This is a genomic window from Leptothoe sp. PORK10 BA2, assembly GCF_034932105.1.
In the GTDB taxonomy this organism is placed as follows: domain Bacteria; phylum Cyanobacteriota; class Cyanobacteriia; order Phormidesmidales; family Phormidesmidaceae; genus Leptothoe.
Genome location: NZ_JAYGIG010000002.1, coordinates 94,708 through 118,315 on the forward strand (window position 1 = coordinate 94,708; position 23,608 = coordinate 118,315).

Sequence of the window (23,608 nt, forward strand, 5' to 3'; positions counted from 1 at the left end):
TCTAAAATTATGTTCGGTCGATTTTAACGTAATCAGGCCAACGACTATTCTGCGTGTGGCAAGTTGATCATGAACTGATCACTATTTTTGGAATAATCATAATTTGTACTGCGGTGGGGCGATTAGCAAGCCAATGGTTCAGGAAAGGACATTACCAACATTTCAAGCGACTTCAGCAAAAATAGATCGGCAAGAGGGCCTCAGGATATACGAGGATATGGTTCTGGGGCGGTACTTTGAGGACAAATGTGCCGAAATGTACTATCGGGGCAAAATGTTCGGTTTTGTGCATCTTTACAACGGCCAAGAAGCTGTATCCAGCGGTGTGATTAAGTCCATGCGCTCGGATGACTACGTGTGTAGCACCTACCGGGATCATGTTCATGCCTTGAGTGCCGGAGTACCTGCCAATGCAGTCATGGCCGAGCTTTTTGGGAAGGAAACCGGATGTAGTAAGGGCCGGGGCGGCTCAATGCATATGTTTTCCAAAGAGCACAACCTGTTGGGGGGCTTTGCCTTTATTGGTGAAGGTATTCCCGTGGCGCTGGGGGCCGCATTCCAGTCCCGCTATCGCCGTGATGCCCTGGGGGATCCGTCTGCTGACCAGGTAACTGCTGCTTTCTTTGGGGATGGCACTACGAATAACGGTCAGTTTTTTGAGTGCCTAAATATGGCAGCGCTGTGGAAATTACCGATTTTGTTTGTGGTTGAGAATAATAAGTGGGCCATTGGTATGGCCCACGAGCGGGCCTCGTCGCAAACTGAGATTTACCGTAAGGCCAGCGTATTTGGCCTGCCCGGTTACGAGGTTGATGGCATGGATGTGCTGGCGGTGCGGGATGTGGCCCAAGTCGCGGTGGCCCGGGCCCGGGCTGGGGAAGGCCCAACGCTGATTGAATGTTTGACCTATCGGTTCCGGGGGCATTCGTTGGCGGATCCTGATGAGCTGCGATCGCAAGCCGAAAAAGACGAATGGCAGGCCCGCGACCCCATCACCCGCATGGAAGCTTACCTGATCGAGCAAACCTTGGCCGATGGCGCCGAGCTCACAGCGATCAAAAAGCGGATTGAGCTGCACATTGAGGACGCCGTCAAGTTTGCCGAAGAAAGCCCCGAGCCTTCGCCGGACGAACTCCACCGGTACATTTTTGCTGAAGACTAACCCCCGTCCAGTACATCGGCCAATTACGCAGTCAGAAATCACAGGTATCTAATGGCAGAAACACTTTTATTTAATGCCCTGAGGGAAGCCGTAGACGAAGAAATGGGACGGGATGAAACCGTCTTTGTGATCGGGGAAGACGTCGGTCACTACGGCGGTTCCTATAAGGTCACCAAAGGTCTTTACGAAAAGTATGGCCCCCTGCGGGTGCTGGACACCCCCATTGCGGAGAACAGCTTTACTGGCATGGCAGTGGGGGCGGCCATGACCGGCCTGCGCCCCATTGTGGAAGGCATGAACATGGGCTTTTTGCTCCTGGCCTTCAACCAAATTGCTAACAATGCGGGCATGCTGCCCTACACCTCCGGCGGTAACTACCACATTCCCATGGTGATCCGGGGCCCTGGCGGTGTGGGACGTCAGCTGGGGGCAGAGCATTCCCAACGGCTAGAGGCCTACTTTCAGGCAGTGCCCGGTCTCAAGATTGTGGCCTGCTCTACGCCTTACAACGCCAAGGGTTTGCTCAAGTCGGCCATTCGCGATAAAAACCCGGTGCTCTTCTTTGAACATGTGCTGCTGTACAACCTCAAGGAAGACCTCCCCAGCGATGAGTACCTGGTGCCTTTGGACAAAGCGGATGTGGTGCGCCCTGGGAAGGATGTGACCATCCTCACCTACTCCCGCATGCGTCACCATGTGCTCCAGGCGGTCAAAGGAATTGAAGCCCAGGGCTTTGATCCAGAGGTGATCGATCTGATCTCCCTGAAGCCCATTGACTACGACACCATTGGCGCATCCATTCGCAAAACCCACAAGGTGATCATTGTGGAAGAATGCATGCGCACTGGCGGCATTGCCGCAGAGATTATCGCCTCCATCAATGATCGCTTTTTTGATGAACTCGATGCACCGGTGATGCGTCTGTCCTCCCAAGACATTCCCACCCCCTACAATGGCCGCTTAGAAAGTCTGACCATTGTGCAGCCTAAGCAAATTGTAGAAGCCGTTGAAAAAATGATGATGGCCCGGGTATAGGCCCGTCCGCCTAGGGTTGTGGCACCGGGGATAGGACTTATCCCTGGTGATTTTCATGTGCCTTTTTATGTCCGGCCAAAGGCTAACTGGGCCAGGGGCGGCAACCTATAATAGGATGTTCTGTTGGATAGCTCAGTCACACAAGGATCGGTGTATGGATAGTAGGGAGAAGGGCCATGGGTAAACAACGCTCGATGCTAGTAGTAATTGTGGGACTTGCGATCGCAGCCATCTTTACCATTGTGCAACTCCCCACCCAGCTAGGCTTAGACCTGCGGGGTGGTTCCCAGCTCACCCTCCAGGTTCTACCCAACGAACAGATCACCAAAATTTCTGAACGGGAGCTAGAGGCCGTCCAACGGGTAATCGAAAACCGGGTCAACGGCCTAGGGGTGTCCGAAGCCATTGTCCAAAGCTCTGGCCAAGACCAGCTTCTGATCCAGCTCCCCGGCGTCAGCGACCCAGCCCAGGCCCAGCGAGTATTAGGGGGCACGGCCCAGCTTGAGTTTCGACCCCAGAAACAGGGCACAGAAGGCCAGTTCCAAGCCGTTGCCCAGATCGTCAGCCAGCAAGAACTTGAGCAGGAACGCCTACTGGCCATCAACAGCGATAGCCGCTCGGCAGAAGAAACAGCCGAGCTAGAAAAAATTACCGCCGACCTCCAGGCCAGCCGTGAAACCCTCAGCGAATTCTTTGACAACAGCGAACTAACGGGGGAAAAACTGGCCGATGCCATCGCCCGTCCCAGGGGCACTGCCCAATCATGGGAAGTGGTGATCGACTTCACCACCGAAGGAGCCACCATGTTTTCGGAACTGACCCGAAACATTGCGGGTACCGGTCGAACCCTGGGGATTTTCCTCGATCAACGGCTGATTAGTGCCCCCACTGTCGACGTGGAATATGCGTCCACCGGTATCACCGGCGGTAGCGCCGTGATCTCCGGCAACTTCGACGCCGAATCCTCCAAAGATCTAGAAATTCAGCTGCGGGGGGGCGCTTTACCTGTCCCGGTGGAAGTGGTGGAAAATCGTACCGTCGGGGCTACCCTAGGGCGCGATAGCATTCAACGCAGCCTTTATGCGGGCATCATCGGACTTGTCCTCGTCTTAATTTTCATGGCGGTTTACTATCGCCTGCCCGGCATCCTGGCCGACGTGGCCCTAATGATCTATGCCCTCATCACCTGGGCCGTCTACAACATTTTAGGGGTGACCATGACCTTACCTGGCATTGCCGGCTTTATCCTCAGTATCGGTATGGCCGTAGATGCAAATGTACTGATCTTCGAGCGTACCCGAGAGGAACTACGGGCGGGAAAAACCCTCTACCGCTCTGTAGAGGGAGGTTTTTACCGAGCCTTCTCCAGTATTCTCGACAGCAACGTCACCACCCTGATTGCCTGCGCCGCCCTATTTGTGTTTGGGGCTGGCCTAGTCAAAGGATTTGCCCTCACCCTAGCGGTGGGTGTGGCAGTGAGTATATTTACGGCCTTCACCTGCACCCGCAATCTGTTATTTTTCGTCATCAGCTTTCCCCAGTTTCGCAAGGTGAGCTACTTTGTCCCTAACCTAGCCACCGATCTGCCCTCTACTTCGCAACCGTCTCAACCATGAAACTGAACGTCGTCAAACAACGGTTGATCTGGTGGCTTCTCTCCGGGCTGCTAATTTTAGTTAGTCTGGCGGCCATGGCCCTGTCCTGGTCTCAGTTCGATAGACCAGTTAGGCCCGGCCTGGACTTTATTGGCGGCACCCGTCTACAGCTCGAACGAAACTGTGACGAAGCTGGGGCCTGTGACAGTCCCATCAACATTGCCGATGTCCGAGAAATTTTGGATGGCCAAGGCCTAGAAGGCGGCAGTGTACAACTAGTGGGCGACGCTGGGCAGGGTATTGCCATTCGCACCCGCACCCTAGATGTAGAAGAACAAACCACTCTCCGCTCCGCCCTAACCGACATTCTGGGGCAAGTCGATCCCACCGCCGCTCAAATCGACGTGGTCGGCCCCACCCTAGGGAAACAGCTGCTAATCGCCGGTCTGCTGTCCCTGCTGGTGTCCTTTGCTGGTATCACCGTCTATTTAAGTTTTCGGTTTAAATTTGACTATGCGCTGCTGGCCCTAGTAGCCCTGCTTCACGATGTAGTCATTACCGTAGGTGTATTCTCCATTTTGGGGCTGACCATAGGGTACGAAGCAGATAGTCTGTTTATTGTGGCCCTGCTCACCATTGTTGGTTTTTCCGTCAATGACACCGTGGTGATCTACGACCGCATCCGTGAGAACTTCACCCTCATGCCGGATCAGGGGGTGGATAAAATCGTTAATGATGCCGTTAACCAAACCCTGGGGCGTTCTATTAACACCACCTTGACGACGATGTTACCCCTAGTTGCCATTGTGATCTTCGGGGGAGATTCCCTCAAGTTCTTTGCTCTGGCCCTGATCGTTGGCTTTTTGGTCGGGGCCTATTCCAGCATCTTTATCGCCAGCACTCTGCTGGCCTGGTGGCGTTCTGGCTCTAACTCAAATACAGACATGGCCGCCCCGGTTGTAGAGTAAGCTGCCACCAGTCGCCTAGGGAAATTAGTAAAATAGGCGTTACTCGTCCTAAATCATCAAAGGCGCAATCTATACAACGTAACTAAGACGTGACTTCTCCCGACAGGTCTCAAAACATCGACAGCCCGGTTACTGCCACCGAGAAAGCAACAGAACAAGCCATTGAAGCCCTGCGTCAACAGTCCCTAACCCTGTGGTGGCAACTGACCGTGGGGGTGTGGTTAACCATTGGGCCGTTAACCCTGTGGCAGCTACGATCTGAAATCAGCTTGCTATTGGACTATTTCACTTGGACCTCTGTTTACTACGGACTTAAGTACAACTTTTTGGGCTCTTTAGGGTTCTTTTTCTGTGTTGGCCTCACCATTACCCTATTGGTGCGTGAGGTTCGCCATCTTGTCCTCGGCCTATCCCCCATCGAGCGCAAACGGTTGGAAAAGCAGTTAACCAAAATCCGGCTTCAGGGGGCGTCCCATCCCCTATGGTCCTTGGTGAACCATGCTACTCACAACTGAACGATTAATTATTCGCCCCTGGCATCCCCTCTACGATGCCCAGCAAGCTTTTGATATCTATGGCGATCCACGGGTTACCCGTTGGCTGCAGGTCCCCCCGGATTCATCCATCCATGTCACCCAAGCCAGACTGCAGCGATATGTTGAACGCACGGTCAATGGTCTCGGTGTATGGGCTGTGATTGAGCAAGCCATTAACCGGGCCATTGGCAGTCTGTTGCTAGTGCCTCTGCCCTATAGTGACAACATCAGCAGCAGCAGGAACAAAATCGAAATTGGCTGGCATTTTCGCCCCGCCAGCTGGGGCTATGGCTATGCCACCGAAGCCGCCCATGCCATCCTCCATTACGGATTTGAAAGTTTGGGGTTGTCCACCATCCATGCAGTCACTAGCCTAGACAATGGGCGCTCTCAGCGGGTGATGGTCCGGTTAGGCATGGAATGCTTCGGCGTCACCCCAGATCATTACAATCAAACACTGCTGCTTTATGGCTTGGCCGCTAATAACTACTCTTCAGGCCAACTGGAGTCAATGGCTGACAGGACCGCATCAACATCTGCACCGCTGACATAGTGCACCATCTCTGTCCAAAAGGTGCTTGTGCCAGCAGCAGGCATGGTTGCAGATTAGCTAGAGGCACTGGTGTAAAACCGCAGAGCAAATCGCCAGAACATGCGCGATGCCTGGAACAGACCGATGGCTAATAAACCGGCCCCGGCCAACCAGGCATAGTCAATGCGGTTCAGAAATATTTGAGCCGGGACCGTGGTTAAAAAGGCCACCGGAATGACAAAGGTAAAGAAGATGCGAAAGGCAGCTGGATAGGCCACGATGGGGAATCGTCCCGCCTCTAAAAAGCTGCGCAGCACCTCTGTGACGTTATAGATTTTGACAAACCAAATGCTGGTGGCCCCCAATATAAACCACAGGCTGTACAAACTCACAAAGCCCAGGGCCAGGGGGACTAAAGCCGCCAGATAGTTGCCCAATCCCAAACCCAGCTGGTGACCGGCATAGGCCACCATGGCTGCCCCCAGGACCAAGTCTGGAAATCCCCACGGTGAGATGGTACGGGTTGAGAGCCAAAACTGGGAACTGATGGGCTTTAGGAGCACAAAGTCGAGGGTGCCTGTCTGCACATGGCTGACAATGCGGTTGAGGTTGGGGCTCAAAAATGTGGCAGCAAAGCCTTGCAGCATAGTAAACACCCCCAACACTACGAGGGCCTCTTGCCATTGCCAACCTTGAAACTCATAGCCGGTGCGATAGAACAAGAATAGGCCAAATAAATTGCCACCCAAGGCCGTGAGGCTACTCAGGGTGGCAATTACAAAGTTGAAACGATATTCAAGTTCAGCTGCGATCGCAACTTCCCAAAACAGCCGCAACACGCTTAAATACCGCTGCACCGCTACCCACTCCAAGCCATCCGCCCTATGGTACCAATAAAGGTTGAAAACAGGTTGGAATGTGGGGTTTTAGTCCGCCTCAGCCCATGGCCTTGAGCCTTAATGTTGTTGAGTTCAATGCTCAATGCAGAGCCCAAAACGCAGAACTAAAAAGATTGCTGACCATCCACATAGCGCTTGAGTTCGCCTTGCAAACGATAGCGGGCTCGAGCAATACGAGACTTGACAGTACCTAAGGAAACTCCGGTAATCTCCGCAATCTCGTCATAAGGCAATCCTTGAATTTCTCTCAAGACAATTGTGGTTCGAAATACTTCAGGCAAGTCAGCAATGGCGGACTGCAAGCGATCGTAAAATTCATGGGTCATCATGGTATCCACAGGGCTAGGCTCTTCCGATGCGATCTCCCAATCAACCTGACCATCATCTAGATGACGCGGCGCATCCAACGACAGGGTACCGGCATGACGCTTGCGTTTACGCAGCTCGTCGTAAAACAAATTGGTAGTAATACGACTCATCCAGCCTTTAAATTTCACCGGTGACTGTAGACGATGCAAATTGCGATAGACGCGAATCCAAACCTCTTGAGCCAGATCAGACCGATCAGACCAATCGGGAGCGAGATGATAAAGCTGGCGATCGACATGGGACTTGTACCGTCGCATTAGTTCCGAAAACGGTGCCTGCGCCGGATAGCGATCACCCTGACACAGATTAATTAATTCGGCTAAGTCCAGCTGATTAAGTTGCTCAGCAGCCAGTTTTTGGTTATGGGACTGCAGTGTTTGAAATGCAGAAATTGTGGCAATAGAATTAAGAGCTTCACTAGATAAAGAGGGTGCGTCAAGTTCAATAGTAGTCATCATAAAAACAATTCAGGAAGTTGTTTAAGCCGGAACCGAAGCAACTAGGTATTAGACCTAGATTTAGTCAGCCAGAATGACCGGACGATAAGACTGGTAGAACAAGCATCCCTGTGAGAACCACTGAGATTGTTCGCCATTGTAATCACAGCCACTCCAAGCAAGCATCAGCCATATCAACGAGCTTATCTCCTAGAGAAATGGCTCGTTACTACTTTAGTCTGAACCCCATGGGCGGTCCGTAAAGTGTTAGTTAAGAGATACGCGATAAACGCTTTTTTTTAATAGAAAAGTTCAATTGAATAGATGAAAATATGGAGCCTATGAAGAGAATTGAATTTGATTTAAAGCTAAGCCATTCACACCACATATTAACTTTGTATAGCCACAGTTAAATTCATGTTCTCTACATATACTTAAGTACGTTATGTAGGGTTTAAAACCATCTACTTAAGCACCCATGCCAGAATAACGTTTTAACCCCCGTCGCCATAGCCAGCGATTTAACCCCAAAAAGATCACACACCATAGGATCGTAGCAACCATACTTTGGCCAATGTTGACGGGCAAACCAACGATCAGACTGGCTGGGACATAAATCAAATAGGGAAATGGCGTCCAAAACACCGCCGCCTGCATCGCCTCAGGGAATAGGGTTAGCGGAGCTACCATGCCGGAGAAAAACGTGTAAAGCAAGAAAGAAAGCTGCTCAATGGCCGCTGCCCGCTCCACCCAGAAAGCCACCATGGCATAGGTATACTGCATCAAAAAGCGTAGGCAAAAAGCCAAACTAATGGCCCCAAAGCCCCACAGGACATGGGCAGGTGCCTGACGAGCCTCGGGATATAGCCAAAGAAAGAGTCCGACTAAAGCCACAATGAACGGAAGTCTGGCCAGTCGCTCAGCCAAATGGGACAAAAAATGACGCCAGCCTGGGTCTAGGGGCTGCAGTAACAGGGGCGATAGCTTACCTTCTAAGACTTCCCGCTCAAAATCCCAAATCACCCAAACAACCGTTAGCTGCTTAACGACAAAAACCGCAAGAAAGTAACGCACCACCTGATCCGGCTGGAGATCAAACTGTCCGCTGCGGGCGGCTTCTTGCCACAGACCCATCAGAATTAAGGGAAATGAGCCGGAAAGTACCCAAAACATAAGCTCGGCACGGTACTCCAGCATGTAGGCATAGTAAACCGATAAAAGCGTCGGAATTATGCGTAGGGGACGCTGAAGATAACTAGGTAGAGGCATCGCTACGGGACATGGGAGTGCGGGAAAGCAGTTTAGTTAGCTATGCTAACAGTAGGTGAACGGGGATAGGTCAATGCTAAGAATTTCCAACTATGTGGTGATTCCCGATAGTGAGATTGAACTGCAGGCGGTGCGATCGCAAGGCGCAGGCGGTCAAAACGTCAATAAAGTTGCCACAGCCATTCACCTCCGGTTTGACATCCCTGCATCATCTTTACCAGAGCATTACAAAACTCGATTACTCGCCTTAAACGATAGTCGTATTACCAAAGACGGCATCATCAATCTCAAATCCCAGGCTTATCGCACCCAATTGCGGAATAAGACGGATGCCCTAGAACGGCTCCAGCAGCTGATTTGTGCAGCCATGGTGGAAAAAAAGAAACGTAAACCCACCAAACCAAGCAAAGCCGCTAAAAAAAGACGTCTCGACAGCAAAACCAAACGTAGTCAGCAAAAAATATCACGGGGCCGCGTGAGTGATGAGGACTAATCAGCCTTAGGCAGACTCTGGATGGAAATACTCATAAATCTGTTGAGCTAGCTGGGGACCAATGCCTGCCACTGCCGTCAACCGCTCTACACTAGCCTCACGAATATAATCAATTGAACGAAACTCAGCTAGCAAAACCTTTTGCCGATGGTGCCCCAGCCCTGGAATTTCACTCAAGCGAGAACGTCGCATCCGGTCTGTACGTTTTTTCCGATGGAAACTAACCGCAAAGCGGTGGGCCTCATCCCGTAGGCGTCGCAATAGCTGCACCCCTGGCTGATCCGCTTCAGTCGATAACGGTATTGACTCCCCAGGCAAAAAGATTTCCTCGCGATTCTTCGCCAAACTCACCACATTTAGCTCACTGAGCAAGTTCAACTCCTTGAGCACCGCCACCACCGCCGAAAGCTGTCCCTTACCCCCATCAATCATCACTAGGTCAGGCCAGTCGGAGTTCCCAACTCGTTCCTTAGATGGATCCTCCGCATACTTCCGAAACCGCCGTCGAATCACCTCAGCCATACTGGCAAAGTCATCGGAGTGACCGCTAGTCACCTCAGGATTTTTAATTTTGTAATGGCGATAGTGCTGTTTGGCCGGTAACCCATCCACAAATACCACCTGGGAAGCCACCGCATCGGATCCTTGAATATGGGAGATATCATAACCCTCAATTCGCTTGGGCATGCCCGGCAGATCCACAATCTCTGCCAAGTCCTGCATGGCCTGATGATTACGATCGGCAAATCGCTGGGTACGGGCCAGCTCGTACTGGGCATTCCGCTCCACCATTTCCACCAGTTCAGCTTTTGACTGTCTCATGGGCACTTCAATGGTCACCTTACGCCCCCTCTGCTGGGTTAGAAACTGAGCCAAAATATCAGCCTCTGGCAACGGATACTGCACCATAATTTCACTGGGGATTTCCACCGCATCCACCTTAGGGTAATGCTCCTCCAGCACCCGCTGCAGAATCTGCCCCGGCGTGCCCGACTCAGTCTCCGCCACAAATCCCAAACGTCCCACCAAACGCCCCGCTCGGATTTGAAACAGTTGAATACAGGTGTGCTGATCGTCTCCAGACAAGGCAATGGCATCCCGCGAAATCCTGTCGTCGGGGAGGGCCACCTTTTGATGGGCGCTAAGGGTTTCCAACCCCCGAATCTGATCCCGTAGTCGAGCCGCCTGTTCAAAGTTCAGTTTTTCCGCCGCCTTCTCCATCTGAGCGACCAAGATTGACTCTAGCTCATGCCCCCGCCCCTGAAAAACCATGGCCACCTTCTGGACAATCTTGTGATAATCCTCCGGTGTAATTAACTCCTGACACACCCCTGGACATTGACCAATGTCGTAATTCAGACAGGGACGATCCTTAAACAGTGGCTGACGTCGCTGCCGCAAAGGAAAGATCTTTTTAGCAATATGGAGGGTTCGCCGTAGCAGCCCCGTATCTACATAGGGACCGTAGTAGCGATCTTGCTTAGCCTTCTGACGCCGCTTCCGGGTAATAAAAATTCTGGGGTAGTCCTCTGACCAAGTGATGCAAAGGTAAGGATATTTTTTATCATCCTTAAGCAGCACATTGAAGTAGGGCTGGTGCTGCTTAATTAAATTGGCCTCTAAGGCTAGGGCCTCCGCCTCAGTGTCAGTAACAATAAACTCGATATCGACCACCTGGGTCACCATCACCGCGATCCGTGGTGCATGGTTACTGGAGTCCCTAAAATAGGAACGGACTCGATTACGCAGGCTTTTTGACTTACCAATATAGAGAATTTGGTCATCCCCATCGCGCATAAAGTAAACGCCTGGTTCCTGGGGAATTTCCTTAAGCCGAGCGTCCAAACGCTCAGGCTCCTTAAGCAGGGTCGTGTCAGCAGCAGCAGAAGGCACTAACGGTTTGTCCTGTCCTGATAGTGTTTCTCTATTTTGCATAGAAACCTTTCCCACATCAAAAAATATAGGTTTTCCTAAAAGGAACTTAAGGTTCCGGCTTGAAGGCAGAAACAGTTCTAACTCACACAATCAGAACATCCTTAATAACCCTTGCTGACCCACCAATACTTCTCGCAGCAGGCTAATAAAGGCCACCCAAATAATCGGCGAAATATCCACACCGCCAAACGGGGGGACCAACTTACGCACAGGGATCAAAAACGGCTCCGTGGGCAAATAGACCAAATTAAAGGGAAACTTATTGGCTTCTGCTTCGGGATACCAAGTTAAAACAATGCGGAAAATAAATAACAGGGTCATCACCGCCAGCAGCGGCCCCACGATCCAATTGCCAACTGTGATGCTTGACATGGTTAATTTTCCTTATCAATTATGAGCAATTCACTTTAAGAAGTGTAAAGCCTAACCTGATTTCTAGGTATATCAAACTAATTATCAACCCAGCAGAAAATCCGAAAGCCTTTACATATAAGGCACCTAGCCAGTCAACTAACGCTGAACCTGCTTTTTGCCCAAATGAAAAGACTTCTCAAGGTCAACGTTGCTCGATACTATATTAACCAAGCATTACAAACGTTTGCGGATCTAAAGAGTAGAGGCTATGACACCATCACTGACTAATTTCTTGTTGAGCCTGGTTGCTGGCGCTGCAATTGTAGTTATTCCGGTAACTGTTGCTCTTGTCTTTATCAGTCAGCGCGACAAAATCAAGCGCTAGGTTCTACAAATAGCTACCTTGAATCGGTTTTCCAGACAGGCCATGGACAACACTGGTCAACCACTTGCTTAGATGCCTAGGTATATAAGCAAGTGGTTGACTAAAATATATGTCGTATATCCAAGTCAAAAGACAGATTCCCGGTCAATGTCTTGTATAGATGAATGGAGAGTACAGCGCCAGCTGTGCTCTTTTTTGTGTTCTTGATACACTAACGCCATAAATAATTGAGGATAGGGATATCTTCTATAGCATTCGATGGTGATAGGAGACCCCAATAATGGTGCCATTAAGCCATTGGCGGTTCCACCCTAGCTTTGATTGATCAACAGACAAATTAAAGCTAGCCCGCTAGGATAGAATTGGTGGCTACGGTTAGTTAGAGTAGACGAAACGCCCGTCAACCCTATTGTCACAGAGCCGCCATCATATGAGGAAGCGATTGTGAATTTTGGTACCCCTGTTCCACTACTGATTGGATTGATTCTTATCCTCGGTGCTGTCGGCTTATTTTTTCTAGATAAACTCAAGCCAGGCTATGAGCGTAGCTCTGACAAGGTGTACTCCATCTTGCTGCTAATATCGGGTATCTTCCTATTAGCCCATCTAAATATGGAGTTGCTGGCCTCCTTTCAGCAAGTCATGCTGGTGGGCATGTTGACTACCCTCATTATTAATGACATTAGTAAGCGAGAGTCTAATCGCAACAGCTCCCGCCCAATCGAACGGGAAGGTCCGCCCCGTCGCTATGATGAGCGTCCGCGTCAGGTCTATCGCGCCGAGCTAGATGACTGGGATGCTCCTGGGCCAAAGCAACCTCGTATTCCCAGTAATCGAGAGGGTTATCGCGGTGATGGTTATGACGACCGATACGGCCCGCGTCCCCTAGAATCCCGTCCACCAGCCTACGACGATCGTCGTCCTCCAGCACGCCTACAACCGGGGCAACCAGGTCGCCCCGAAAATCGGTTCGACAACTACTCCACTGATCGCCCTGATAATCGTCGCCCCGATAACCGGGCCAGCGAGCGCGCCGACAGTTTCTATGGCAATCCGTACTATGAGGGAGGTAGTGGGTCTTCTCCAAACAATCGTCCCCAGGGACCTGCTCCACGGCCCATAGATACCCCCATTCCTGCAGGTAATGGAGCAGGTCATAGTCTTGGCGGCCTCCCTCAGCCCCCTAGAAATTCTGAACCTCGAAAGAACGACCGTCCTCCGCTCAATGTACGTCCTCGCCCCATGGACTCCAACGACAGCAGCTACACAGATTTTCGTCCCACACCGCCAGCGGATGGAAATTCTGAGCCGCAATCCGATACCCCGCCACCTCAGCCACCGGCAAATTATTAACGCTCAACTTTTCCCCCCTTCGTACAAATCTGATTTACCCAGGAAGCAGATAGCAATTTACCAATGGTCAGAAAAAAGCCAACCCAAGCCCACATCACTAAGCTCATTTCCAAAAGCCAGTCAGAATTCCTCAAAGCTCGTACTAAGAAGCAGACAGAATACTACATGGGAGCCAAATTAATTGAGGTTGGAGTAAACCCTGAAAAAGTGATTTATCGATGGAAGGTCACTGATCAGGGCATGAAGGAAGAGTGGACCTACAGTGCCTACTGGGACGATAGTAAAGAAAAAATAGAAGCAGAAGAGGGCTAGGGCTAATACAGTGCACCTATTGCACGGCTTCTTCAACCTGTCTGATTATTAGGCTGCCATCAATCGGTTGATTGATCAGCACCATGGTAGTGGTTTCGTTGGCCACAAATCCCACCCGTTCATAAAACTGCTTCTGGTTCGTCGTCATTAGATACGTGCGTTCCACATTGCTCATGTGGGGATGGGCCAAAACTGTCTCCACCAGCTTGCGCCCGAAGCCAGCTCCTTGATAATCATCATGAATCACCACATCCCAGATATTGGCGCGATACACCCCATCGGATGTGGCCCGAGCGAATCCAATCAGGGTTTCGCCATCCCATGCCGTCACGACTGGACAGCTGTAACTAATGGCCTTGGCTAAATCTTCAAACTTACGGTCGACGGCCCAAAAGGCGGAATCGTTAAAAAGGCGTCTAAGTTGCTCTAAATCCTTTGGGGCTAAAGAATCGGTATAACGAAACTGAACAGACCGAAGATCCATAGGGTTAAAGTTGTGAAAAGACTCCACCTATTCCGTCAGCCAAAAGGGGCCAATTTAAAATGGCAAATCTAACGGTGGCCAATTTAAAAAAGGAAACAAGGTGCTGATTCCAGCTTACACACCATCAAAGCAAGCAACTATCAAAGTCATTGATGCTTGGTATCAAGAAATACAAATTGAACTACAATGCAAGTCTAATTGGTTTCATTTCAATTGATGTCTGCAATGGTTTCAAATTAGACGTGATAACCACCGGTAGCAATGCGTTGGGAACAATAGGCTGTTTTATGGCTCTGGCATCTATGCCAGGGGCTGCCCATTCCCCCTAATCGTCCTACCCAAAAGATCAACCCAATCTCGCCACCCAACTGTGAGATATCTGACCAGCTACCCAACCACTTTTTTCGAGTGAGGTAAACCGTCCCTTACAAGGGGGTTTATAGGCTGAGGATATCTAGATAAGATAGGTATCGGGGTATAGTACCCACACCCGCCGTTTACTGCCCAGACATGCTGAAACGACTTTTAGGCGATCCCAACGCTCGCAAGCTCAAGCGCTACCAACCTGACGTTAAAGAGATTGCTCTCCTGGAAAATGAGATCCAGGCTCTCTCGGATGACGAGCTACGGGGTAAAACAGCTGACTTTAAGCAGCGCTTTGGGAATGGAGAGAACCTGGATGATTTACTCACGGAAGCATTTGCCGTTGTACGTGAGGCTAGCATTCGGGTTTTGGGCATGCGTCACTACGACGTACAGCTAATTGGCGGTATGGTCCTGCATGACGGCCAAATTGCTGAGATGAAAACTGGCGAAGGTAAAACCCTGGTGGCCACCTTACCTGCTTACCTCAATGCCCTGTCAGGCAAAGGGGTACACATCGTCACAGTCAACGATTACTTGGCCCGTCGTGATGCGGAATGGATGGGGCAGGTCCATCGTTTTCTGGGACTGTCAGTGGGACTCATTCAGCAGGGCATGAGTCCCACTGAACGTCGCAAAAACTATGGCTGCGATATCACCTACGGCACCAATAGTGAGTTTGGCTTTGACTACCTCAGGGATAACATGGCCTCTGCCATTGAGGAAGTTGTACAGCGCCCCTTTAACTTTTGCATCATCGACGAAGTTGACTCCATTTTGGTGGATGAAGCTCGAACACCGTTGATCATTTCTGGTCAGGTAGATCGTCCCCAGGAAAAATACGAGCAGGCAGCGGACCTCGCCCGTCAGTTAGAAACCGAGGTTGACTACGAGGTGGATGAAAAAGCCCGCAATGTCTTACTTACGGACGAAGGGTTTGAAAAGGCAGAAAAGCTACTAGGGGTAAACGACCTATTTGATCCAAAAGATCCTTGGGCCCATTTTGTATTTAACGCAGTAAAAGCCAAAGAGCTTTTTGTGAAAGACGTTAACTACATTGTGCGTAACGACGAAGTTGTGATTGTCGATGAATTTACCGGTCGCGTTATGCCGGGTCGCCGCTGGAGCGATGGCCTACATCAGGCAATTGAGGCCAAAGAGAGGGTAGACATCCAGCCAGAAACCCAAACTCTGGCATCGATTACGTATCAGAACTTCTTCCTGCTTTATGACAAGCTATCGGGTATGACCGGTACAGCCAAAACCGAAGAAGCAGAATTTGAAAAAATCTACGACATCGAAGTTACCATCGTTCCCACCAATCGTTCCATCTCCCGGCATGACATGTCGGACGTGGTGTATAAGACTGAGATTGCCAAGTGGAAGGCCTTGGCCCAGGAATGTGCTGAAATGCATGAGACAGGCCGCCCCGTGTTGGTCGGTACCACGAGTGTCGAAAAATCAGAGCTACTATCTGGCCTACTGCAGCAGCTGAATGTGGAGCATAACTTGCTCAATGCGAAACCCGAAAACGTGGAGCGGGAGTCGGAAATTGTGGCCCAGGCAGGACGTAGCGGTGCCGTTACCATCGCCACCAACATGGCCGGTCGTGGTACCGACATTATCTTGGGGGGTAATGCCGATTATATGGCTCGTCTAAAGATTCGGGAATATTTGATGCCCAAGATTGTTCGCCCCGAGGACGATCAGGGTTTTGGTGTGGCCAAGGTAGCCGGAATGGCTGGGAAGAAAGGGGCTAAAGGATTCCAAGACAATGGAAAAAAACAAAAAACCTGGAAAGCCTCCCCGGAAATCTTCCCCACAGAGTTATCGGAGGAAACTGAAAATGCTCTGAAAGAAGCCGTAGCCTTTGCCGTTAAGACCTACGGTCCCCAAAGTCTGTCAGAGTTAGCAGCTGAGGATAAAATCGCCACTGCGGCGGAAAAGGCTCCCACCGAAGATCCAGCCATCCAAAGGCTACGGGATGTGTACAAGCTCATTTTGGCTGAGTACGAGGCCCTGACAGATTCTGAGCATGATCAGGTGGTTGCACTGGGGGGATTACACGTCATCGGCACAGAACGCCATGAATCTCGTCGTGTGGACAACCAGCTGCGGGGGCGGGCGGGGCGTCAGGGTGACCCTGGTTCTACCAAATTCTTCCTGAGCTTGGAAGACAATCTGCTGAGAATCTTTGGTGGTGACCGTGTCGCTGGTCTCATGAATGCCTTTCGCGTAGAAGAGGATATGCCCATTGAATCGGGCATGTTGACCCGTTCTTTGGAAGGGGCACAGAAAAAGGTAGAAACCTACTACTACGATATTCGTAAGCAGGTATTCGAATATGACGAGGTGATGAATAACCAGCGGCGCGCGATCTACGCTGAGCGGCGGCGGGTGTTAGAAGGAGACAAGCTGAAGGAGCTGGTTATTGGCTACGGTGAACAGACAATGGATGACATTGTCGAAGCCTATATCAATCCTGAACTGCCTTCTGAAGAATGGGATCTGGAGAATATTGTCAGTAAGGTCAAAGAGTTCATCTATTTGTTAGAAGACCTGACGGCAAGTCAGATGGAAAACCTGTCGATGGGAGAAATCAAAACCTTCCTGAGGGAACAGGTACACATTGCCTACGACATCAAAGAAAGCCAGGTGGACAAGATGAAACCAGGGCTGATGCGAGAAGCAGAGCGATTCTTTATCTTGCAACAGGTGGATACCCTATGGCGTGAGCATCTGCAGCAGATGGACGCCCTCCGGGAAACCGTTGGTTTACGTGGCTATGGTCAGAAGGACCCGCTGATTGAATATAAGAGCGAAGGCTACGAGGTCTTTTTGGACATGATGACAGGCATTCGCCGTAATGTGGTTTACACCATGTTCCAGTTTCAACCGCAGCCGCCACCGAAAGCCGCCCGTGCCGATGGTCCGATTGATGTCGAAGTGGTGTAGTGCCCAGGGCAGCATGGTTCAGGGACTTTTAGTAACATAACTTAAGATACCCAAGGAGTATTGAGTGGCTTAGGGCTATAAATGTAGGAATACCTTGACTATCAAACTCCATGGTTTTTGCGGTTCCTTTTTTTGATCAGCCCCCTGCCCTAATTAGGCCAATCCATCCGCCAGACGCTGGAAATCCGTCTCTGCAAATTGCTAATCCAGCAATTGAGCCAGATACGCTTCTGGCCCAGGCTGTTATCCCGGATGGTCCAACCAATGTGGATATCAACCATGATCAGATCACCATCAGTGGTGGTGAAACGGCTGGCGCTAATCTGTTTTATGGGTTTGAGCAGTTTAATGTGCCGACAGATGCCACGGCCAATTTTTTAGCCAATCCTTCTGTACAACGGGTTGTCGGTTACATTACAGGGGGTGATAGCTCTACTATTGACGGCTTGCTAACCATCACAGGGAGCACTGCTGATTTATTTATTATTAACCCTGCTGGTATTCTCTTTGGGGCAAATGCTCGGCTGGATTTACCCGCAACGTTTACAGCCGCTACAGCCCATGGCATCAGTTTTGGCGATCGTTGGTTTAGCGTAACTGGAGAAAATACGATCCAGGAACTGAGCGGATCGCCTACGGGGTTGGCATTTTCTAACGCTTCGGGGGCCATTGTCAATTTTGGGGATTTATCCCTGGATGATGGTCTGATGTTGGCGGCGAGCAATGTTCTGGATTTTGGCAGCTTACGGTCGGCCAATGGGACTGTACAGGTGCTGAGTCACACCTCGGGACCGGTTTCTCTCAGGGATGGGCTGTTACGGCTGGACTTACCCTCGACGCCTTTGCCTGCTGACTTAATAGGAACACCCGTTGCTTTAGCAGATTTATTAACTGGGGGTACGGTAGCCCAGGCATCGGTGGTTAATGTTGACGCCCAAGGCAATGTTGCTCTAGGAGACCGTCCGATCTCAGCTGGCGATGGTGTGATTAGCCAGGTCACTGGAGAATCTGCTTTGGTAGTGGCTGAAAATAATCTGTATCTGCCCAGTAGCAACCTGGTGACTACCGAGGCATTGACCCTTTTGGGGGAACGGGTTTACATGAGCAATCGTGAATCACACCCCCTTAACCTGAACGCTGGTGGCAGGCTAACGATTCAGGGTAATGAAGGCATTAATGTCTTAGCACTATATAACGGACAAACGGCAATCACAGGTGGGGAAGTGATTTTGGCCAGCGATGGAGAAATTTCCTTGGATAGTCATATTAGCAGTCAAGGAGATATTCGATTTACTACATTGAATGATCACTCCGCAGATTTTATTAGCCTTTACGATCCGATTATTAGTGCCAACGGAAATGTCTCTTTTGGTAGCTATGAGGGACCTGCCCTCAAGGTTGAGGCAACGGGCAGTATTGTCGTTAATGGGAATATCGAGATCACTGGACCTGATGCAACACTGACAGCAGATGGATCGGGATCTGATGAAGATTTACTGGCGAGTAGTCGGGCATTGATTTTGCGGGCTGGAGAAACAGTCTTGCAAAATCCTGCAAACGTGCCTCAGCTAAATGTACCCACCCTCAATACTGACTTTGTTGCCGACGGATCGATTAGCGATCCGCCTGGCATCACCGTAAATGGGAACATCTCAACTCAAGGGACTAGCTCTTTAGACCCAGGTGGTCCGGTCATTTTGACGGCCCTTGGCGCTATTACCCTCAATGGTGAGGTGGATACACGAACCTTCAATATAAGTGGTAGTATTACTATTAGGGGGGGAGAAATTTTTACTGAAGAGCTGTTTGCAGGCACCGCCTTTGGCGATCCGAGTTCGATCACTCTCACCTCAACTACGGGCGATATTATTGTTGAGGTGATTTCGGCAGGTAGTGGGGGAGTTGATATTGACGCAGCCGGTCTCTTCCAGGCAACAGGTACCTTTCAGGCATCTCCAAGGATCACCCTCGATCCGGGTGAGGATGATGCTTTGATTGCCTTTTTGCAAGAGGCCGATCCGGATGGATTTAGTCAGCTTGATCTAAATGAGCAAGTCTTTTTTGTTATTCCCACCAGCATTGCTACCAGTCCTGAAGCAGGCCTTGGTCGTGTAAGCATTCGCCATGGTGGCGGTGGCAATACCGTTAACAACGACGATTACGACATTCAAGGCACAGGGACAGTGACGTCCACTCCATTCTTTGTGGGACCCAACGCTGAGGGGGTGACGATTACGGTCGATACCTTTGGAAGTCAACGGGTTGAGGGATTTGTGCCGCTGTTTGCTCCGGGGGAGTTTCCAACAAATGCCAGCGGCACTAATGGAGCTATTGCCCAGTTAACAGGAGATGGTAGCCTGGCCACGGCCTTTTTGGATGAGCCGTTTGTACCTGAAGTACCAGTGGTCCCGTCGGAACCGACGGGACCACTGGTACAGGAACCCCAGCCAACGGGACCACGGGTACCAGGAGCACAGCCACCCACGAATTCAGAGTTCTCTTCAGCTGATGCTGATAATTTAGAGGATGATACAGAGGAAGAAACGGTAACAGCTGACCAAGGTACAGATCAAAATACAGCCGAACTGCTGGCCCTCAGGGGCAGCAATGTCGAAGACTGTGATGCGGATGAAATCACTCAGGAAAATGGGGTAACCCTTTTGTCGGGGGATTGTCTAGAGGAAACAAATTCTGACGGGCCGCAAAGTGCCTTGCCAGTTCCACCGCTGGACTTTCCATCAGCCCCTGCCGTCATGGAGGGCTTAGATTATCAACCTCCACAGCCCATATCAGAGGACGTCACACCATTAGAAGGCGTAAACCTTTAGCCATGAAGCCTGTTTTGCGCAGAGCATGGTCTCGATGGCTAAAACGATCCATGCGAACTGTACTGGGTATATTCCTTGGCTGGCTGCTGGTGGTCCACAGTGTGTCAGGTAGTACGGCAGTCTTGGCCCAAAGTCCGGCTGAGCTGTTTGCCGAGGGACGGCAGCAGTATAGCAACTATCAGTATGAGGCTGCGATCGCAACCTGGCAACAAGCCTTAGCCCTTTATACAAAGCCCACAGACCAGGCCAACACCCTCAACGGTCTTGCGGCCGCCCACCTAGCCCTGGGCCAAAATCGAGCGGCGGTTGTCTGGGCTAGTCAGGCCCTGGAAAAAGCTCAGCAGGTGGATGATCCAGCCACAGCTGCCAGGCTCCAGGCCCAGTCCTTAGGCAACCAAGGGATTGCTCAGCGGGCATTGGGGCAGTATTTAGATGCGATCGCAACCTACCAACAGTCCTTGACCCTGATGCAGGCCCAAAACAACCAGCTGGGGGAAGCTCGGGTCTTGGGGCTGCTCGGCAATGCCCATGAATCTTTAGGGGACTTTGATCAAGCCGTTGGCTTTCATGAACGCAGCCTGGAACTCGCCAGACTCCTACAAAACCCCCTACAAGAAAGCGCCACCCTCAACAATTTAGGTGCCACCCATGCCACGGAAGGCGAGTACAACAAGGCCATCGCACTTTACCAACAAAGTTTAGCCATTGCTAACTCCCTGAATGATGATCTGCGCATTGGATATGCCCTGAATAATTTAGGCACGGCCTACCATGCCCAAGGCCAGTTAGAAAGAGCCATTGAGCACTATAGCCAAAGTTTAGAACGGGCCGAAAATGTTGGAAACACTGGGTTAGAAATCGATGCCCTGAGCGGTTTGGGGCTGGCTTATGAAGATCTCAATGACTATGGGCAAGCGATTACGCTGCATACTCGCAGTGTTGAGCTGGCCACAGCCAGTGAAGATCCGCGTCGTCAGGGACGGTCCCTCAATAACCTGGGCCATGCTTTTTTTGGCAATAACCAGCTGGAACAGGCTGAAATCACCCTGCGTTCTGCAATTAATACGCTAGAAGCGCTACGCCCCGAGCAGGATCAATACAATATCTCGCTATTTGATACTCACGTCCTGACCTACAACTTGCTGCAACAGATTTTAGTCGCCCAGGATAACCCTGCAGAGGCCCTGGAAGTGGCAGAACGGGGTCGAGCCCAGGCATTCGTAGAACTATTGGCCCAGCGCTCAACTAACTTTCCTAAAACCCAACTAACGATTGCCGATATTCAACACATTGCCCAGGAGCAGCAGGCCACCCTGGTGGAATATACCCTGGTGCCGGATGCTAGTTTTAAGGTGCAGGGTAAACAACGGGGTACCGCCGAAAGTTTGTATATATGGGTGGTGCAGCCCAGTGGTGAGATCGCGTTTCGGCAGGTTGATCTGAAGGGACAGCAAGTGGCCATTGCCGATTTGGTTAAGGTTAGTCGCGATCGATCCAATATTCGCGGCGGTAATATTCGCGACCGCCTGCGTTCCGCCATTAGTCCTGGTGACCAGGTCCGCCGTGAGGGCGAACCCATGGACTTGGCTCCCTATGAAGTGGTGGCTGTTAATTTGCGCGATCGCACCGTCACCCTCAGCCATCCCGATTTTGTTCCTCCCAACCCAGTTGTCCCCCTCAACGAAGTCTATAAAACCACCCCGTCTGCATTCTCACCCGTTCTACAACAACGTCAGCACTGGCGAGATTTATATAAACTGCTGATCGAGCCCATCGATGACCTGCTGCCTAACGATCCAACTACGCGGATCGTTTTTGTCCCCCAAGAACAGCTTTTTCTAGTTCCATTTCCGGCTCTACAGGCTGAAGATAATAGTTATCTGATCGAGCAACACACCATTTTGACCGCTCCGGCGATACAGGTGCTCAAACAGTCTCAGTCAAGAGAGGCCATTTCTTTAGACGACAGTCTCTCAGGCAATATGCTCATCGTAGGCGATCCGTCTCCTATGCCGGCTAATCTGCCTGCTCTACCTCATGCTCGAGAAGAAGCTAAACGCATTGCCAACTTGTTTAACACCAATGCCTTGATTGGAGACAATGCCACTGAACCTAAAATTAAACAAGCCCTATCTTCGGCTCGTTTAATTCACCTAGCCACCCATGGATTTTTTAATGAAACCAATCCGTTAGAGGGATCTCTGGCCCTAGCTCCAGCCAATAACGACAAGCCGGGTCCTGCCGGTGATGGGTTTCTGACTGCTGCAGAAATTTTAGATAGCCAACTCACGGCTGACCTAGTCGTACTCAGCGCCTGTGACACCGGTCGCGGTCGCATTACTGGCGATGGGGTGGTTGGCCTATCCCGCTCTTTTTTAGCCGCAGGTGTGCCCAGTGTAATGGTATCCCTCTGGCAAGTGCCCGATGAAGCAACATCGGCACTGATGCTAACGTTCTACCAGCAACGTCTAGCAGGAGAAGACAACGCCCAGGCCCTACGACAGGCGATGCTGACAATGCTCGATACCTATCCAGCACCGGTTAACTGGGCCGCATTTACATTGGTGGGTAGTTGAGTCGTAGAAATCTAGAGGCAGACCCCACCCAAAATTCTGGTTACCTGCCTTCGATGGCGGCAGGCAATCCCAGGAGATGTTATCTCAGGGCACATCCCTTATCCCGCATGGGATTCTAGATAAAGATTCACATCTTCAATAATGCGAGTTAGCTCGGCCTCAGTCGTCAGTCGCATGCGGTCATCGCGCACGGTGATCAAGAGTTTGGCTGCAAATGGACTGGGCCAAATATTGGGGTTACAAAAAATTTCTAAGAATACATCCCCCGTGTAGCGGTACTCGGTGGGCTTCACCGGTTGGGGTCTACCCGCACCCACAGTGGCCGCTGACTTGGTCTTGAGGGTTTGGATGAGGGTGGCTAAGGTGCTTTTTAATTCTTGGGCAGCAGCAACGGAAAAACTAAATTGAACCGAACCTTGGACCAGATTAAGGGTGAGTTGGGAAGCCATGGAAACCAATGGTGGGAATGCTTGTCAATCGTACCGCTCACCTTTGGCCAAAAACGGCACCGTTATAAAGTTTTAGGGTATATCCCTCCGCTGGGTAAGTTTTCACAACTTTTGTTGCATCAGGTTACCGGGAAGTCAGACACTGCTTCTTCACTGCTGCTTCAATAGTGTCTCCTCCATGGACACTGCCAAGGCCCCCTTGATAATACAGATTAGATAGATTGCTGATCCCTCATAACTAGTAGGCACCAATTTGGAATCTATCTAATCCCTTGTGGTTGCCCTACAGGATTGCTCTTTTTTAATCAGGGTTCAGAAT

20 protein-coding genes are annotated in these 23,608 nt (G+C 50.7%); 13 read left to right on the forward strand and 7 right to left on the reverse strand.

Translation table 11 applies throughout. The features are described from left to right. Window positions 1-133: 133 nt before the first annotated feature. The 6 genes from pdhA (at window position 134) to VB741_RS01285 (ending at window position 5,849) form a co-directional block, all read left to right on the forward strand. Window positions 134-1,162, forward strand: a complete 1,029-nt coding sequence (gene pdhA / locus VB741_RS01260; RefSeq protein WP_323363318.1) for a pyruvate dehydrogenase (acetyl-transferring) E1 component subunit alpha — start codon at window positions 134-136, stop codon at window positions 1,160-1,162. Window positions 1,163-1,213: 51 nt separating this feature from the next. Next, window positions 1,214-2,197, forward strand: a complete 984-nt coding sequence (locus tag VB741_RS01265; protein ID WP_323363319.1) for an alpha-ketoacid dehydrogenase subunit beta — start codon at window positions 1,214-1,216, stop codon at window positions 2,195-2,197. 176 nt (window positions 2,198-2,373) lie between these two features. After that, on the forward strand, window positions 2,374-3,813 hold the full coding sequence (secD, locus tag VB741_RS01270) for a protein translocase subunit SecD (protein ID WP_323363320.1): 1,440 nt from the start codon (window positions 2,374-2,376) through the stop codon (window positions 3,811-3,813). Then, entirely contained in the window at window positions 3,810-4,760 is a 951-nt protein-coding gene (gene secF, locus VB741_RS01275; RefSeq protein ID WP_323363321.1) for a protein translocase subunit SecF, read from the forward strand. The genes secD and secF overlap by 4 nt, the downstream gene beginning before the upstream one ends. An 89-nt stretch (window positions 4,761-4,849) precedes the next feature. Then, window positions 4,850-5,275: a hypothetical protein gene (locus VB741_RS01280; RefSeq protein WP_323363322.1), complete on the forward strand. Its 426-nt coding sequence runs from the start codon at window positions 4,850-4,852 to the stop codon at window positions 5,273-5,275. Beyond that, on the forward strand, window positions 5,259-5,849 hold the full coding sequence (locus tag VB741_RS01285) for a GNAT family N-acetyltransferase (protein ID WP_323363323.1): 591 nt from the start codon (window positions 5,259-5,261) through the stop codon (window positions 5,847-5,849). Before VB741_RS01280 ends, VB741_RS01285 begins: the two co-directional genes overlap by 17 nt. A gap of 53 nt (window positions 5,850-5,902) precedes the next feature. On the opposite strand, the gene VB741_RS01290 is transcribed toward VB741_RS01285, so the two are convergent. The 3 genes from VB741_RS01290 to VB741_RS01300 form a co-directional block, all read right to left on the reverse strand. Next, on the reverse strand, window positions 5,903-6,685 hold the full coding sequence (locus VB741_RS01290) for an ABC transporter permease (RefSeq protein ID WP_323363324.1): 783 nt from the start codon (window positions 6,683-6,685) through the stop codon (window positions 5,903-5,905). A gap of 146 nt (window positions 6,686-6,831) precedes the next feature. After that, window positions 6,832-7,551 carry a sigma-70 family RNA polymerase sigma factor gene (locus VB741_RS01295; protein WP_442786266.1) on the reverse strand — a complete coding sequence of 240 codons (720 nt, stop codon included), beginning with the start codon at window positions 7,549-7,551 and terminating at the stop codon, window positions 6,832-6,834. Between the two features lie 450 nt (window positions 7,552-8,001). Further along, entirely contained in the window at window positions 8,002-8,802 is an 801-nt protein-coding gene (locus tag VB741_RS01300; RefSeq protein WP_323363326.1) for an ABC transporter permease, read from the reverse strand. A gap of 73 nt (window positions 8,803-8,875) precedes the next feature. On the opposite strand from VB741_RS01300, the gene arfB reads away from it, so the two are divergent. Further along, entirely contained in the window at window positions 8,876-9,295 is a 420-nt protein-coding gene (gene arfB / locus VB741_RS01305; RefSeq protein WP_323363327.1) for an alternative ribosome rescue aminoacyl-tRNA hydrolase ArfB, read from the forward strand. Window positions 9,296-9,301: 6 nt separating this feature from the next. On the opposite strand, the gene uvrC is transcribed toward arfB, so the two are convergent. After that, window positions 9,302-11,230: an excinuclease ABC subunit UvrC gene (gene uvrC, locus VB741_RS01310; protein ID WP_323363328.1), complete on the reverse strand. Its 1,929-nt coding sequence runs from the start codon at window positions 11,228-11,230 to the stop codon at window positions 9,302-9,304. A 90-nt stretch (window positions 11,231-11,320) separates the two neighbouring features. Next, the gene (locus VB741_RS01315; RefSeq protein WP_323363329.1) at window positions 11,321-11,602 is read right to left on the reverse strand and encodes a YggT family protein; all 282 of its coding nucleotides are present in this window, start codon (window positions 11,600-11,602) and stop codon (window positions 11,321-11,323) included. Between the two features lie 250 nt (window positions 11,603-11,852). Between VB741_RS01315 and psbX the strand changes: the two genes are divergently transcribed. The 3 genes from psbX (at window position 11,853) to VB741_RS01330 (ending at window position 13,634) form a co-directional block, all read left to right on the forward strand. After that, on the forward strand, window positions 11,853-11,969 hold the full coding sequence (gene psbX / locus VB741_RS01320) for a photosystem II reaction center X protein (protein WP_323363330.1): 117 nt from the start codon (window positions 11,853-11,855) through the stop codon (window positions 11,967-11,969). A gap of 444 nt (window positions 11,970-12,413) precedes the next feature. Beyond that, on the forward strand, window positions 12,414-13,322 hold the full coding sequence (locus tag VB741_RS01325) for a Ycf66 family protein (protein ID WP_323363331.1): 909 nt from the start codon (window positions 12,414-12,416) through the stop codon (window positions 13,320-13,322). A 63-nt stretch (window positions 13,323-13,385) separates the two neighbouring features. Next, a complete protein-coding gene (locus VB741_RS01330) occupies window positions 13,386-13,634 on the forward strand; it encodes a hypothetical protein (protein ID WP_323363332.1) in 249 nt (82 codons plus the stop codon). 16 nt (window positions 13,635-13,650) lie between these two features. On the opposite strand, the gene VB741_RS01335 is transcribed toward VB741_RS01330, so the two are convergent. Continuing rightward, the gene (locus VB741_RS01335; protein WP_323363333.1) at window positions 13,651-14,118 is read right to left on the reverse strand and encodes a GNAT family N-acetyltransferase; all 468 of its coding nucleotides are present in this window, start codon (window positions 14,116-14,118) and stop codon (window positions 13,651-13,653) included. Between the two features lie 510 nt (window positions 14,119-14,628). Here VB741_RS01335 and secA point away from each other — a divergent pair. The 3 genes from secA to VB741_RS01350 all read left to right on the forward strand — a co-directional run bounded on the left by secA (window position 14,629) and on the right by VB741_RS01350 (window position 22,840). Further along, window positions 14,629-17,436: a preprotein translocase subunit SecA gene (gene secA / locus VB741_RS01340; RefSeq protein WP_323363334.1), complete on the forward strand. Its 2,808-nt coding sequence runs from the start codon at window positions 14,629-14,631 to the stop codon at window positions 17,434-17,436. Window positions 17,437-17,546: 110 nt separating this feature from the next. Beyond that, window positions 17,547-20,264 (forward strand): two-partner secretion domain-containing protein, encoded by a 2,718-nt coding sequence (locus VB741_RS01345; protein ID WP_323363335.1) that lies wholly within the window; start codon window positions 17,547-17,549, stop codon window positions 20,262-20,264. 50 nt (window positions 20,265-20,314) lie between these two features. Continuing rightward, window positions 20,315-22,840: a CHAT domain-containing tetratricopeptide repeat protein gene (locus tag VB741_RS01350; RefSeq protein ID WP_323363336.1), complete on the forward strand. Its 2,526-nt coding sequence runs from the start codon at window positions 20,315-20,317 to the stop codon at window positions 22,838-22,840. A gap of 98 nt (window positions 22,841-22,938) precedes the next feature. Here the strand turns inward: VB741_RS01350 and VB741_RS01355 are convergent, their stop codons facing one another. Further along, window positions 22,939-23,289, reverse strand: a complete 351-nt coding sequence (locus tag VB741_RS01355) for a hypothetical protein (protein WP_323363337.1) — start codon at window positions 23,287-23,289, stop codon at window positions 22,939-22,941. Window positions 23,290-23,608: the final 319 nt, after the last annotated feature.

Bases quoted from the DNA above. Each gene is read 5' to 3' on its own strand.
- psbX (WP_323363330.1), top strand. From the start codon at position 11,853: ATGACACCATCACTGACTAATTTCTTGTTGAGCCTGGTTGCTGGCGCT.
- secD (WP_323363320.1), top strand. From the start codon at position 2,374: ATGGGTAAACAACGCTCGATGCTAGTAGTAATTGTGGGACTTGCGATC.
- uvrC (WP_323363328.1), bottom strand. From the start codon at position 11,230: ATGCAAAATAGAGAAACACTATCAGGACAGGACAAACCGTTAGTGCCT.
- VB741_RS01300 (WP_323363326.1), bottom strand. From the start codon at position 8,802: ATGCCTCTACCTAGTTATCTTCAGCGTCCCCTACGCATAATTCCGACG.
- VB741_RS01265 (WP_323363319.1), top strand. From the start codon at position 1,214: ATGGCAGAAACACTTTTATTTAATGCCCTGAGGGAAGCCGTAGACGAA.
- VB741_RS01350 (WP_323363336.1), top strand. From the start codon at position 20,315: ATGCGAACTGTACTGGGTATATTCCTTGGCTGGCTGCTGGTGGTCCAC.
- VB741_RS01295 (WP_442786266.1), bottom strand. From the start codon at position 7,551: ATGACTACTATTGAACTTGACGCACCCTCTTTATCTAGTGAAGCTCTT.
- VB741_RS01285 (WP_323363323.1), top strand. From the start codon at position 5,259: ATGCTACTCACAACTGAACGATTAATTATTCGCCCCTGGCATCCCCTC.
- secF (WP_323363321.1), top strand. From the start codon at position 3,810: ATGAAACTGAACGTCGTCAAACAACGGTTGATCTGGTGGCTTCTCTCC.
- secA (WP_323363334.1), top strand. From the start codon at position 14,629: ATGCTGAAACGACTTTTAGGCGATCCCAACGCTCGCAAGCTCAAGCGC.
- VB741_RS01330 (WP_323363332.1), top strand. From the start codon at position 13,386: ATGGTCAGAAAAAAGCCAACCCAAGCCCACATCACTAAGCTCATTTCC.
- pdhA (WP_323363318.1), top strand. From the start codon at position 134: ATGGTTCAGGAAAGGACATTACCAACATTTCAAGCGACTTCAGCAAAA.
- arfB (WP_323363327.1), top strand. From the start codon at position 8,876: ATGCTAAGAATTTCCAACTATGTGGTGATTCCCGATAGTGAGATTGAA.
- VB741_RS01335 (WP_323363333.1), bottom strand. From the start codon at position 14,118: ATGGATCTTCGGTCTGTTCAGTTTCGTTATACCGATTCTTTAGCCCCA.
- VB741_RS01315 (WP_323363329.1), bottom strand. From the start codon at position 11,602: ATGTCAAGCATCACAGTTGGCAATTGGATCGTGGGGCCGCTGCTGGCG.
- VB741_RS01355 (WP_323363337.1), bottom strand. From the start codon at position 23,289: ATGGCTTCCCAACTCACCCTTAATCTGGTCCAAGGTTCGGTTCAATTT.
- VB741_RS01345 (WP_323363335.1), top strand. From the start codon at position 17,547: ATGGTTTTTGCGGTTCCTTTTTTTGATCAGCCCCCTGCCCTAATTAGG.